The following is an 11,749-nucleotide window of genomic DNA, read 5'->3' on the forward strand; positions in this document are numbered from 1 at the left end:
AGGGCCTCGGTTGCTGGCGGTGAGAAGAACGGAGGAAGGCAAGATGGTTGCACGTATCGGCTCGGTCCTCGCGACAGCTGCACTCGGGATGACGCTCGCGCTCGGCAATGCGCACGCCCAGGCGCCCGCGCAGGACGACCAGGACCACTCCGCCCACCACCCGCCCGGAAGCGAAGCTCAGGCACAGGCGACGCCGCCCGCCCCGCCGACCATTGTGCCTCCACAGCCAGGCCGGCCGGCGACCTCCGGCATGGGCATGATGCCCGGCCCCGATGGGCAGCCCGGCATGATGGGCGGCGACATGGGCCAGATGATGCAGATGATGCAGCGCATGATGTCGATGCGTCAGGGCGGCATGTCCCCGGGCACGCTGAGGGCCTTCGAACGCATCGAGGGACAGCTGGCCTACTTCCGCACCGAGCTGCGCGTGACCGACGCCCAGATGCCGCAATGGAACGCCTTCGCCGATGCGGTGCGCGCCCAGTCGGGTCGGCTCCGTCAGGCGTACACGCAGGCGATGCAGTCGGCCAGTCAGCTGGCCTCCGCCCCGGCCCAGCTCGAGCGCCGCGCCGCGCTGCTGCGGGCGCAGCTGGACACAACCCAGGCGATGGCCGCCGCCACCTCGGCGCTCTACGCCGTGCTAAGCGACGAGCAGAAGCGCCTCGCCGACGAGCTGATGGCGGAGCACCTCCGTGACATGCGGATGCGAGGGTTGTGACATGGCCGGTGGTGATGCGGTGCCGCCGGCACGGCCGGCTTGGTGGCGGACCTCGACCGGAATCACGGTGCTGGGTTTCGCGCTGGTGGCGGCCTTCTACGTCCTGCGGGAGCACTACGCGCACGCGCTTGGCCTGCTGCCCTACCTGATCATCCTCGCGTGCCCGCTGCTGCACCTGTTCGGCCACGGCCGCCACGGCCGCAACGGCAACCATCGTCAGAGCGCTGGCGCGGAAGGCGACGTTGCGCGGAGCGACAAGGCGGGGCTCGGCTGACGGCCTGAGGTCATCGCGGAAGGGAGATTTGCGGCTCGCGGCGCAGCGTGCCCCGCTTGTCGAGGGATGTCCGATAGGACGCCCGCCACACTGACGGGAGGAAGGAGAAGCCAGATGCGCAAGACGATCCTGACCGGGGCGGTAGCCCTGCTTCTGACCTGGCCGGCGGTGGCACAGCAGACATCTCCGCAGCCGCCGGCCGCTTCCTCGCCCACGGCGCCGCGCGGCCCGACGGGTGGGCAGGGGCCCGGCAGCGGGATGGGCATGATGGGCGGCCAGGGACCGGGCATGGGCATGATGGGTGGCCAGGCGCCCGGCGCAGGCATGGGGATGATGGGCGGCCGCCCCGGCACGCGGTATGTCGATGACGACGACGACGGCTGGCCGATGCGGGGTGGGCGGGGCGGCATGCGGGACGCGCCGATGCAGATCATCATCAACATCGGACCGAACAACCGGGTCGAGGTCGAGGACGCTGAGGAGCGCGGCTACCGCCGCGGCGCGCGCGGCATGGGCGGCCGCATGGGCCCTCGTGACGAGGCCGGCCCGGCGCGCTTCATGGACGCCCATCTCGGCGCGCTGCGCGGTGCCCTGCAGCTGCGGCCGGACCAGCTTACCGCCTGGGACCGCTTCGCCGCCGCAGCGCGCGACGCGGCAGGCAACATGATGCGCGCCCATCGCCAAGCAATGTCGCAGCCGCGCAGCCTCGACGAGCGCGTCGCGATCTACGAGTCCGCCCTGTCGGCACGACTGGACGCGATGCGCGCGCTGCGCTCCGCGCTCGGCGCGCTCACCGCCGTGCTGGACGAGGGACAGCGGCGCACGCTGGACGACGCCGCCGACGGCTTCGGGCCGGGCATGCGCTCCGGCATGCGCTGAACGGGCCGCGGCGACGGCTGCCTACACCCCGATGCGCGCGTAGGTGGCCGAGGCCGCGCTCGCCGGGCGCCGCGCGGACCGGCTGGTCGGGGCAGGCTGCGCGCTGCCCGCCAGCCCGTCGATGATGGGGCAGTCCGGCCTGTCGTCGCCGTGGCAATGCGCGGCGAGGTGCCGCAGCGCGTCGCGCATCTGCTGGAGCACCGCGATCTTCTCGTCGAGATCGGCGACGTGCGCCTCGGCATGGAGCTTTACCTCGGCACTCGCGCGCGTGCGGTCGCGCCAGAGCCCGAGCAGCGCCTCGATCCTGTCGAGCGGGAAGCCGAGGTCGCGCGCGTTGCGGATGAACCGCAGCGCGGTCACATCCTCGGCACGGTACACCCGGTAGCCGCTCTCGGTGCGCTGCGCGCGCGGCAACAGGCCGATGCTCTCGTAATAGCGCAGCATCTTCACCGAAACGCCCGAGGCCTTGGAGGCTTCGCCGATGTTCATAGCCGGTCTCCCGTCTTCAGCGGCATGGATGCTCCCTCCCAAGGTGGGAGGGTCAAGCGTACAGATGCGGAGTCACGATCTTGTGTGCAGCGCCCCGACGCTGAGGGAGACCGGCGCCTTAATCCGGGCCGGGCGGCAGCGCCGCGATCCCAGCGCGCAAGGCCGCGACGAACTCATCCACAAGCACCGAGCGCGCCGGCCGCGGCGGCAGCAGCAGGAGCGCCCGGAACTCGATGGCCGGGCGGAAGGGGCGCGCCACCAAGCCACGCTCGGCGAAGCCCCCCGCCGCATAGGCCACCCAGTTCGCAAGCCCGACGCCGAGCCCCTGCATGGCCAGCTCGCAGACCGTCGCCGAGAAGGGCGTCTCCGCCACCATGACCGGCTTCGCCCCTGCGCGCGCCAGCAACGCGGCAAGCCGCTGCCGCGCGCGGTCCTCGGGCGCGAGGGCGACCATCGCCACGCCGTCGAGGTCGCCCGGTCCCACCGTTCCTGCGCTGGCCATCCTGTGCCCGGGCGGCACCACCAGCACGCCCGGGGAGCGGAGAAGGAACTGCGCGGTCACGTTCGACCGGTCCACCTCGTCGGCCGAGACGCCGAGATCGAAGGTGCCGCCCGCGACGCCGTCCCGCACCGCGGCGGAACTCGTGACCTCGAGGCTGACGGACACGCCGGGCCGGCTGTCGAGGAAGCGCCGCATCGCCTGCGGGATCAGGTGCAGGCCGAGCGCGGCGGAGCTGCCCACGCGGATCAGGCCCGTCCCCACCTCCCGCAGCCGCGCCGCCGCCTGGCGCACGCGGTCCAGCCCGGCCTTCGCGGCCAGCACCTCCCGGTAGAGCGCCTCCGCCTCCGGCGTCGGGGCGATGCGCTTCCCGGTCCGCTCGAACAGCCGGAGCCGCGTCGTGTCCTCGAGCCGCAGGAGCGCGCGGCTGACGGCGGGCTGCGACACGCCGAGCAGCGCCGCGGCGCGCGTCGCCGAGCCGGTCTTCATCACCGCCGCGAAGGTGTCGAGCAGGGCGAGGTTCACGCGCCTTTATAACCAAAGCGCATGATCACTGCATCATTGCGCAGGTGCTGGCATATGCCTGCCCGCCCCTAAGCTGCCGGGCATGGACGAGCTTCCGCTTCCCGCATCGGCGCATCCGCAGGCGTTCCGCAGCCTCGCACCTGCCGTCCACCGCGGCTCGACCGTGGTCTTCGGCAGCATGGCCGAATACGGCAGCCGCCGGGAGCGCTTCTACGACGGCTATTCCTACGGCCTCTACGGCACGCCGACGTCGCGCGAGCTGGAGCGTCGTATCGCCGCGCTGGAAGGCGCCACGCGGAGCTTCGTCGTCCCGTCCGGCATGGCGGCGATCACCCTCGTCACCCTGGCCTGCGCCGGCGCGGGCGGGCGCGTGCTGTTTCCCGACAGCGCCTATGATCCCGTCCGCACCCTGGCGACGACGCTCCTCGCCCCCTGCGGCGTGGAGGTCGCCTTCTATGATCCGCTGATCGGGCGCGACATCGCCTGCCTGCTCACGCCCGCCACGCGCCTGGTCTGGGTGGAGTCGCCCGGCTCCGTCACGATGGAGGTGCAGGACGTGCCGGCGATCGCCGAGGCCGCGCGCCTCCGCGGCGTGCGGGTCGCGGCCGATGCCACCTGGGCGACGCCGCTGCGCTTCCGTGCCCTCGCGCATGGCGCGGATTTCGCCGTCAACGCCGTCTCGAAATACCTCAACGGCCATTCCGACGTGCTGATGGGCGCGGTGTCGGTGCGCGAGGAGGCGCTCTACCGGCGGCTGCGCGACATGGCGCGCGCGCTCGGCCACGGCGTCTCGCCCGAGGACTGCGCCCTGGTGATGCGTGGGCTCGAAACGCTCGGGCTTCGCCTGGACCGGTCCGAGGCGACCGGGCTTCGCCTCGCGCGCTGGCTCGCCGCCCGGCCCGAGGTGGATGCGGTGCTCCACCCCGCGCTGCCGTCCTGCCCGGGGCACGCGATCTGGCGGCGCGACTTCACCGGCGCCTCCGGCGTCTTCTCCGTCGTGCTCGCGGCCTGGACGCGGCCGCGCCTGCCCGCCGTCGTCGAGGCGCTGCGCCACTTCGCCATCGGCGCCTCCTGGGGCGCGACGCGCAGCCTGGTCGCGCCGATCGACCCCGCCCCCGCCCGCACGGCGGTGCCCTGGACCGCAGGCGGGCCGATCCTGCGCTTCAGCGCCGGCGTGGAGGACGCCGCGGCGCTGGAGGCCGACCTCGCGCAGGCCTTCGCCCTGTTCGGCCCGCCGCCCCGAGACCCCATCAACGTCGTTCGAGTGGAGAGCACGAGATGACCACCCGCCTGCCGCGCCGCCACCTGCTGCTCGGCGCCGCCACCCTACCCTTCGTGACCCGCGCCGCCTCGGCACAGGCGGCGTGGGCGCCCGCGCGGCCGCTGCGCCTTATCGTCCCCTTCGCGCCGGGCGGCTCCACCGACGTCGCGGCGCGCATCCTCGGCGAGCGGATGGGCGAGACGCTCGGCCACCCTGTCGTGGTCGAGAACCGCGCCGGCGCGGGCGGTGCGATCGGCACCGAGGCCGCGGCGCGCTCCGCGCCCGACGGGCACACGCTGCTGCTCGGCACCAACGGCGTGATGACCATCGCGCCCAATCTCGGCCTCATGCGGAGCGTGGACATCCGCCGCGACCTCGCGCCGGTCTCGATGGCGTTCAAGACGGACATCCTCGTGGTCGTGCCGGCCACGTCGCCCGCGCGCACGCTCGCCGACTTCATCGCCATGGCGCGGGCGCGGCCGGGGCAGGTCGCCTTCGGCTCCTCCGGCGTCGGGACCGCGACGCACATCTTCACCGAGGTGCTGGCCGCCGCCGCCGGGATCGAGCTGTCCCACGTCCCCTATCGCGGCAGCGGGCAGGCGATGAACGACCTGATGGCCGGCACCATCCAGCTCATGCTCGACCAGCCAGCCTCCTCGATCGGCGGCATCCGCGACGGACGGCTGCGGGCGCTCGCCACCACCAGCGCCACGCGCAACCCGCTGCTGCCGGATGTGCCGACCGTCGCGGAGGCAGGGCTGCGCGGCGCCGAGAGCTCGTCCTGGGGCGCTATCATGCTGCCGGCCGGCACGCCGGAGCCGGCGGTGGCGCGGCTGAACGCCGCGGTCCGCGATGCCGTGGCCCAGCCCTCCGTGCTGCAGCGCCTCGCGGCCGCCGGCCTGGACGGCACGGCGTCGAGCCCGGCGGAGCTCGCCGAGTTCATCCGCGCCGAAACCGACCGGTGGGGCCGCGTGGTGCGCGAGCGGAACATCCGCGTCGAGGGCTGAGCAACCCGCGCGGCGGGCGCGGGGCGGCTTGGCCGAGCCGGGGGTGGCCTCCTATCGTTCGGCCACCATGCCGGTCGCTCCAAGCCTTTCTCCGCCCGCCGCAACAGGCCCGCGCCGCCGTGCCGTGCTGCGGTCGGGCCTGGCGCTCGGCCTCGCGGCCGGGGCGCCCCTCCATGCACGCGCGGCGCAGCCCGCCTTGCGCGTGCTGCGCGCCGTCCCGGCGCAGGTGCCGCTGCTCGGCGGCGCCTATCCCGAGACCGCCGTCTGGGGCTTCGACGGCCAGGTGCCGGGGCCGGAGCTGCGCGTGCGGCAGGGCGACATGCTGCGCGTCGAGCTGCGCAACGGGCTGCCCGAGCCGACCACGATCCACTGGCACGGGCTGCGCGTGCCGCACGCGATGGACGGCGTGCCGCACCTCACCCAGCCACCCATCGCCCCGGGCGCGTCCTTCACCTACGCATTCCGCTGCGAGGATGCCGGGACCTTCTGGTATCACCCGCACGCCAACAGCCCAGAGCAGCTCGGCCGCGGCCTGTCTGGCGCGCTGATCGTCGAGGAGGCGGAGGACGCCGCACCGCCGGTGGACCGCGACGTGACCTGGCTGCTCTCCGACTTCCGCGTCGGGCCGGATGCGGCGATCCGCGCGGATTTCGGCGAGGTCCGCGACATCGCCCATGCCGGGCGGCTCGGCAACGCGGTGACGATCAACGGGCGCGTGCCGCAGGGCGGCTTCGCGGTGTGGGCGGGCGAGCGCATCCGGCTGCGGCTGATCAACGCCGCCAATGCGCGGATCTTCGCCCTTGCCTTCGAGGACCATGCGCCGCTGGTCATCGCGCTGGATGGCCACCCCGTCGCGCCGCATGCGCCGGAGGGCGGGCGCGTCCTGCTCGGGCCAGGGATGCGCGCGGACCTGATCCTCGACATGACCGGCGCGCCCGGCGAGCGTTTCGCGATCAACGACAGCTTCTTCCCGCGCGGCGGCTACCGGCTGACCGAGCTGGCCTATGCCGAGGCCCCGCCGCTGCGCGCCACGCCGCAGCCGGCGCCTGCGATGCTGCCGCCGAACCCGCTGGCCGAGCCGGTTCTCGACGCGCAGGCGCTGCGCGTCGAGATCGCTTTCGGCGGCGGGATGATGGGCGGTCTGGCGGAGGCGACGCTCGACGGCGAGCGGCTGGGCATGAGGGAGCTGCTGCGCCGCGGGATGGCCTGGGCGGTGAACGGCGTGGTGATGGCGGGCCACGCCCATAAGCCGCTCTTCACCCTCGCGCGAGGGCAGAGCTGCATCGTGACGCTGCGCAACGCCACCGCGTGGTGGCACCCGATCCACCTGCACGGCCACGCCTTCCGCGTGCTGGCGCGGAACGGCGCGCCCACGGCGCACCGCGAATGGCGGGACACCCTCCTGATGGCGCCGCGCGAGGAGGTCCGGATCGCCTTCGTCGGCGACAACCCCGGCGACTGGATGCTGCACTGCCACGTGCTGGAGCATCACGTCGGCGGAATGGGTGGAGTGTTCCGGGTGGCATAGCGGCAGGCGTCAGTAGGGGGGCGCTCGCGTCGGCTTGCTCCCCAGCGCCTCGTGCGTCCGGCCTGCGATTTGGTCGAGCGTGGCGTTGCCGTCGGCGAAGCCGAGTAGGCGGCGCTTGTTGTCGTCGGGTGCGAGCCGCTGCGTGCGCCCCGCTGCCTCCCCCCGCTGCTTTCGACCAGCGGCGAGCAGGCGGGTCCGCCGTCTCCACTGAGCGGCGGGGGTCTTGTCGATGTGGGGGCGGCTCGGGCCTACCGCTGTCTCATGCTGCCATCGCGGAGCCGCGACGGGGATCCGCATGCCGCCGCTCACGATGGCCTTCACGAGCAAGGGCCCGCCACCCTTCGGCGGCGGGCCTTCGACGCGTCCGGCGCGGCTGTCAGGCCGGCAGGTGGTAGACCGTGTAGGATCCGCGGGCGCCCTCCTTGTTGGGGCCGACCTGGCGGACCCGCTCCAGCACCTGCACCTCGATCCCCTGGCGCTTCTTCAGCCCGGCGAAAAACCCGCGGACCGTGTGGTGCTGCCAGCCGGTCGCATCGCAGATCTGCACAATGGTGGCGCCCTCCTCGCGGCGCAGCATCGACAGCACTGTCTCCTGCTTCGTTCCCTCGCGCGGCTTGCGCGGGGCGCCGGGGTCGCGCGCGCCGCGGGGCGGCTTGCCGGCGAGGGCGGTCCGGAGAGCCGCCATCGGCCCGTCGAGGGCGGTGACGATGTCGGTCTCGCGGTTGGCCTCGTCGTCCCAGGCGGCCAGCACCGCCGTGGCGGCGTCGCGCAGGTTGGCGCGCGGGGCGGGCGTGGGCGCGCCCTGGGCGGGTTCGGCGTCTTCCGCGGGGGCATCCCCCTCCGTCGCGTCCTCCCCGCCCGTCGGCGCCGTGTCGGCCACCGGCGCGACGGCCTCCGCGGCAGCGCGGCGCTCGGCGTTGCGGCGGGCGATGGCCTCGGCGCTCTGCTCGTCCTCCTGGCGCGCGTCGCCCGCGTTCGGGTCGATGCCGATGGCGCGCAGACCGTCGTCGGTGATCTTGAGCAGCATCTCGTCGCCGTCCACCGTCCACTTCGCGATGGCGTCGTAGGCGGGGCGGTGCACGCCGATCACCAGGTCGTTCTTGAGCAGGGCCTGCGCCACCTTCTGGCGCGCGCCGGCAGGCAGGCGCTCCGGCGGGTAGGCGAGGTGCTCGGGGTGCTCGGCGGCGGCGGTGAGGATGGCGCGCTGCGTGTCCGAAAGCTTCATCGTCGGGGTCTCCGGTTCCGGGAGCCGACCCTCGGCCCCCTACTGCCGGGAGCCCCGCCGGGCGGAACCCGGTCGGGGCGGTGCGGGAGCGACCCGCGTCAGGGGGCGTATTCGCCGCGTCGGAAGTGCTGGTCCGCGATCTCCTTCAGCTTCGCGGTGGCGTCCGCGAGCCAGGCCGTCTCGCCCCAGAGCACCGCCTCCGGGTCCGCCCCGAAGTGGTCGTCGCTGGCCTGCTGCAACTCCGCCAGCAGGGCGTCGAACTCCGCCTTCTTCGCGAGGAAGGCGTCGAGGCTCCGCTGCTGGTTGGCTTCGCGCTTCGTCATCGTTGTCTCCGTCATCCGCATCGCGTGACGGACCATTCGCGCTGTGCCGCGCCCGAGCCAAGCGGGATCGTCACAACGCGGATTGCGTTCTTCGATATAGCCCAATCACATCATGATCTCTGCCGGGCAGGGACTTCCCGCCGATCGGCAAACGAAAGTTGCTGGCGATATTCCCAGTGGTGGGAAGTTCGCTGCCATCAGCACAGCATGCCGACAGGCAGGTGACGGCGATGCGGCCGCCGCGCCAGGCTTCCGCCCCGCGCGGAATTCGTCTCCGCGGCGTCAGCATTGGGATGCTCGGCGATGACGGGGCAGGTCGCCGACGGCGTGATGCGCCCGGAGCCGACGACTGGCTCGCCATCTTCAGAGAGCCACCGCCTGCCCCTCGAAGCGGTCGGCCATGTCGGTCAAGAGCACCGCGACATGCTCCTGCAGCAGCGTCTGCACGAGGTGCGGCTCGGCGCCGATCTGGGCGGCGATCTGGCCGGACACCCGCGCCGGCCAGTTCAGCACCGCATCGCGCATGGCGCCCGCGATCTCGTCGATGCGGGCGTCCGCGGCCGCGATGTCCATCAGCCGCCCCTTGTTCCGATCGAGCGCGAGGCGCTGCGCTTCGACCCGTAGCGCCAACCGCGCGATGGTCAGCCGCCCGAGCGCGGTCGCCTCCATCGGGGGCGCCAGCGGCGAGCGACCCGGCCGTGCCGTCTCGGCCATGTCGTGGCGCACCCGGTCGATGTCCCAGTTGCCGTCCGGCTCGCGACTGATGCGCCCGACCCGCTCGGCCTTTTGGATGGCGGTGTGCGAGACGCCGAGGCGGCGTGCGACCTCGCGGGCGGAGGTGGTGCGCTCCGGCATGATCCTCTCCATCGCGGCAGGGGCGCTGGCAATCGGGGCGGGCGCGATGCCAGCCCGGGGCGGCAACTGGCCGGGGCTGGCAACGACACGCTCAGAACGAGAATGCAATGTATGCAATCGGTTGCGAGTCGTTCTTAACAAACTGGCATCCGCCTGGAACCCTGAAAAACTCTCCTGGCGCTAGCGAGGTCGCGCGCTTCCGCCCCCCGCATACAGCGGTGCCAGGAAGGACCCTGCGGCTGGCGAGCCACGATCTCGATCGGGCGACGCTGTGGCTCATTCGCCACCGCCACGTCGAGCTCCATCAGCGCGGCGCAGCTTCTCGATAGACTGGGTGCTTCGCGCGCCGCTACGGGGGCAATTGTAACCTCGCCATGGTGCGTGCACGTGGGCGCCGACCAGAAGGTAAGCCCAGAACGGGAGGAGTGTGAGGATCTGCTATTAGAAGGAGATTCATAATAGCAAAACCTCACACTCCTCCGCGTCTAGCGGCCGGGCGGGTCAGGCGTGTGCGGCGCGGCCGGCCGCCACCTCGGCCGACGACGGCGGCGGCATGACCACTGCGGCGGTACGGCGAGACCGGGGCGCCAGGCCATAGTGCTCGACGAGCGTCCCGAGCGCGCAGACCAGGATGCCCTGGCCATGCGCCGGGACGAGCGCCTTGCCATTCCATCCCTGCTGCATGGCCCACTCGCGGATCGAGCACTCGAGCCCGACCACGTGCCAGAGGCTGCTGCCGGCGGGGCTGTCCATCCCACCCACGTGCTTGATCGCCGCCGAGACCTTCTGGCGGGCGCTGACGTGGCGTTCGGTCAGCGTGTCGCCGGTGCCGCGTGCCACCCGGATCAGCGGCATGGTGCGCATGCCGTCGAGGGCTGCGGCGCGGAACTGCGTCCGGAAGATCTCCGCGGCCTCGTGCATCTGCGGGGTGATGGAGCCGTTCTCCAGGAGCATGCCGAGGGTGTCGACGGCGCGGCGCCGCTGCACGGGCACGCCCGTCTCGGGGTCGGTGGCGCGCTCCGGTGCGGTGATGGGGCCGTGCTGCAGCCGCCACTTGGAGGGCTTGGACAGGTCCTCGCGCGGGGTGGTCGCGCGCTTGCGCTTGCTGGCCATAGTGGCGTCTCCCGTCAGTTACTGGTGGTGCGGCTGCGCGCGGCAGCGCTGCGCTTGCGTCGCTCCTCGTCCTCGCGCTCGTCGATGCGGGACTCACCGGTCAAACGATCGATGTGCCTGCCCTCGCCATGCCGCGCGAAGGCGATGAGCGCGTTGGTGAGGCGGTCGAGGCAGTCGTTGCGACGGATCGTGGCATGCGTCATAAGGAACGGCTCGACGTAGCCGACGTGGAACGGCAGCCAATCCGCTGGGTCAGGGATCCAAACTTCGGCGTGGCTGTACTCCTCCGCCATCATATCGACGAAGTAGCCGCCATCCGGCGTGCGACGCGTGATGACCTCCGCCGCGGGCCAAGCAACGCCATTCACCGCAGTGTGCGAGGTGCGCTGACCGAGCACGAGGTCGAGGGCTGCGTCGTAGTCTTCCCGCTCGACCTCTGCGGCATGCACTGCCTCCATCCAAGGTGGGTGGGGCTCGGTGCTGAAGACACCAGCACGGAACACGGTGATGCGCTTGGTGGTCATGCTGGCCTCCCGCGTCCGGTAGTCTGGTGCTGATCGCGCAGGGCGGGGTTCCAGCGCGGGTGCGTGTCGAACTCCGATGTGCCGGTGGTGGGGTCGACGTGGTCACCCTCGCCGTGGCGCGCCCGCGCGATGAGCACGTCACCTACGCGCTGCTGCCGGTGGGCGAGTGCGACCGCCGCATGGCCCTGGAGAAAGGGCAGCACGAACGCGATGTAGAAGCTGAGCCAGTCGCGCTGGTCCGGGACCAGGACGGCCGCCACAGGCTGATAGAGGCACTCGAACTCGGCGTAGTGCCCGCCGTCGGGCAGGGTCCACCAGAGGACCGATGCCTCGCGGATGCTGCCGGCGTGGAGCGCGATGCGGTTGCCCTCGCAGTCGAGTTCCGCGGAGATTGCTTCCGCCCAGTTGAGATCGGATGGCTGCGCGTAGTCGCGCGCAGCAATGCGCCAGGGCGGATCGGGCTCCTCGGCGAAGGAGCCGGCGCGATAGACGGTGATCATGGTCTCTCCCTATGGATGGTCGGTGCGCC

14 protein-coding genes are annotated in these 11,749 nt (G+C 72.4%); 6 read left to right on the plus strand and 8 right to left on the minus strand.

What is annotated here, in order from left to right:
- Positions 1-43: 43 nt before the first annotated feature.
- From DFH01_RS25470 to DFH01_RS25480, 3 genes are all read left to right on the plus strand, one after another.
- Positions 44-718: a Spy/CpxP family protein refolding chaperone gene (locus tag DFH01_RS25470; protein ID WP_109873344.1), complete on the plus strand. Its 675-nt coding sequence runs from the start codon at positions 44-46 to the stop codon at positions 716-718.
- A gap of 1 nt (position 719) precedes the next feature.
- Positions 720-992: a DUF2933 domain-containing protein gene (locus DFH01_RS25475; protein ID WP_109873345.1), complete on the plus strand. Its 273-nt coding sequence runs from the start codon at positions 720-722 to the stop codon at positions 990-992.
- 114 nt (positions 993-1,106) lie between these two features.
- Positions 1,107-1,871: a Spy/CpxP family protein refolding chaperone gene (locus DFH01_RS25480; protein ID WP_109873346.1), complete on the plus strand. Its 765-nt coding sequence runs from the start codon at positions 1,107-1,109 to the stop codon at positions 1,869-1,871.
- Between the two features lie 21 nt (positions 1,872-1,892).
- Here the strand turns inward: DFH01_RS25480 and cueR are convergent, their stop codons facing one another.
- Positions 1,893-2,360, minus strand: a complete 468-nt coding sequence (cueR, locus tag DFH01_RS25485; RefSeq protein ID WP_109873347.1) for a Cu(I)-responsive transcriptional regulator — start codon at positions 2,358-2,360, stop codon at positions 1,893-1,895.
- A 118-nt stretch (positions 2,361-2,478) separates the two neighbouring features.
- On the minus strand, positions 2,479-3,384 hold the full coding sequence (locus DFH01_RS25490; RefSeq protein ID WP_109873348.1) for a LysR substrate-binding domain-containing protein: 906 nt from the start codon (positions 3,382-3,384) through the stop codon (positions 2,479-2,481).
- 82 nt (positions 3,385-3,466) lie between these two features.
- On the opposite strand from DFH01_RS25490, the gene metC reads away from it, so the two are divergent.
- From metC to DFH01_RS25505, 3 genes are all read left to right on the plus strand, one after another.
- On the plus strand, positions 3,467-4,666 hold the full coding sequence (gene metC / locus DFH01_RS25495; protein WP_109873349.1) for a cystathionine beta-lyase: 1,200 nt from the start codon (positions 3,467-3,469) through the stop codon (positions 4,664-4,666).
- On the plus strand, positions 4,663-5,652 hold the full coding sequence (locus tag DFH01_RS25500; protein ID WP_109873350.1) for a Bug family tripartite tricarboxylate transporter substrate binding protein: 990 nt from the start codon (positions 4,663-4,665) through the stop codon (positions 5,650-5,652). The genes metC and DFH01_RS25500 overlap by 4 nt, the downstream gene beginning before the upstream one ends.
- A gap of 124 nt (positions 5,653-5,776) precedes the next feature.
- A complete protein-coding gene (locus tag DFH01_RS25505; RefSeq protein ID WP_233256289.1) occupies positions 5,777-7,180 on the plus strand; it encodes a multicopper oxidase family protein in 1,404 nt (467 codons plus the stop codon).
- 376 nt (positions 7,181-7,556) lie between these two features.
- Here DFH01_RS25505 and DFH01_RS28560 read toward each other — a convergent pair whose 3' ends face one another.
- From DFH01_RS28560 to DFH01_RS25535, 6 genes are all read right to left on the minus strand, one after another.
- Positions 7,557-8,405: a DUF3489 domain-containing protein gene (locus DFH01_RS28560; RefSeq protein WP_199231409.1), complete on the minus strand. Its 849-nt coding sequence runs from the start codon at positions 8,403-8,405 to the stop codon at positions 7,557-7,559.
- A 98-nt stretch (positions 8,406-8,503) separates the two neighbouring features.
- Positions 8,504-8,728 carry a hypothetical protein gene (locus DFH01_RS25515; RefSeq protein ID WP_233256290.1) on the minus strand — a complete coding sequence of 75 codons (225 nt, stop codon included), beginning with the start codon at positions 8,726-8,728 and terminating at the stop codon, positions 8,504-8,506.
- 363 nt (positions 8,729-9,091) lie between these two features.
- A complete protein-coding gene (locus DFH01_RS25520; protein ID WP_109873352.1) occupies positions 9,092-9,583 on the minus strand; it encodes a hypothetical protein in 492 nt (163 codons plus the stop codon).
- Between the two features lie 501 nt (positions 9,584-10,084).
- Positions 10,085-10,696 (minus strand): hypothetical protein, encoded by a 612-nt coding sequence (locus DFH01_RS25525; protein WP_199231410.1) that lies wholly within the window; start codon positions 10,694-10,696, stop codon positions 10,085-10,087.
- A gap of 14 nt (positions 10,697-10,710) precedes the next feature.
- The gene (locus DFH01_RS25530; RefSeq protein WP_109873353.1) at positions 10,711-11,220 is read right to left on the minus strand and encodes a hypothetical protein; all 510 of its coding nucleotides are present in this window, start codon (positions 11,218-11,220) and stop codon (positions 10,711-10,713) included.
- On the minus strand, positions 11,217-11,720 hold the full coding sequence (locus tag DFH01_RS25535; RefSeq protein WP_109873354.1) for a hypothetical protein: 504 nt from the start codon (positions 11,718-11,720) through the stop codon (positions 11,217-11,219). Before DFH01_RS25535 ends, DFH01_RS25530 begins: the two co-directional genes overlap by 4 nt.
- Positions 11,721-11,749: the final 29 nt, after the last annotated feature.

The sequence above is a fragment of the Falsiroseomonas bella genome, from assembly GCF_003173615.1.
Classification (GTDB): Bacteria; Pseudomonadota; Alphaproteobacteria; order Acetobacterales; family Acetobacteraceae; genus Falsiroseomonas; species Falsiroseomonas bella.

Coding starts and splice junctions, on each gene's coding strand:
- DFH01_RS25470 (WP_109873344.1), top strand. CDS start 44: ATGGTTGCACGTATCGGCTCGGTCCTCGCGACAGCTGCACTCGGGATG.
- DFH01_RS25475 (WP_109873345.1), top strand. CDS start 720: ATGGCCGGTGGTGATGCGGTGCCGCCGGCACGGCCGGCTTGGTGGCGG.
- DFH01_RS25480 (WP_109873346.1), top strand. CDS start 1,107: ATGCGCAAGACGATCCTGACCGGGGCGGTAGCCCTGCTTCTGACCTGG.
- cueR (WP_109873347.1), bottom strand. CDS start 2,360: ATGAACATCGGCGAAGCCTCCAAGGCCTCGGGCGTTTCGGTGAAGATG.
- metC (WP_109873349.1), top strand. CDS start 3,467: ATGGACGAGCTTCCGCTTCCCGCATCGGCGCATCCGCAGGCGTTCCGC.
- DFH01_RS25500 (WP_109873350.1), top strand. CDS start 4,663: ATGACCACCCGCCTGCCGCGCCGCCACCTGCTGCTCGGCGCCGCCACC.
- DFH01_RS28560 (WP_199231409.1), bottom strand. CDS start 8,405: ATGAAGCTTTCGGACACGCAGCGCGCCATCCTCACCGCCGCCGCCGAG.
- DFH01_RS25515 (WP_233256290.1), bottom strand. CDS start 8,728: ATGACGAAGCGCGAAGCCAACCAGCAGCGGAGCCTCGACGCCTTCCTC.
- DFH01_RS25520 (WP_109873352.1), bottom strand. CDS start 9,583: ATGCCGGAGCGCACCACCTCCGCCCGCGAGGTCGCACGCCGCCTCGGC.
- DFH01_RS25525 (WP_199231410.1), bottom strand. CDS start 10,696: ATGGCCAGCAAGCGCAAGCGCGCGACCACCCCGCGCGAGGACCTGTCC.
- DFH01_RS25530 (WP_109873353.1), bottom strand. CDS start 11,220: ATGACCACCAAGCGCATCACCGTGTTCCGTGCTGGTGTCTTCAGCACC.
- DFH01_RS25535 (WP_109873354.1), bottom strand. CDS start 11,720: ATGATCACCGTCTATCGCGCCGGCTCCTTCGCCGAGGAGCCCGATCCG.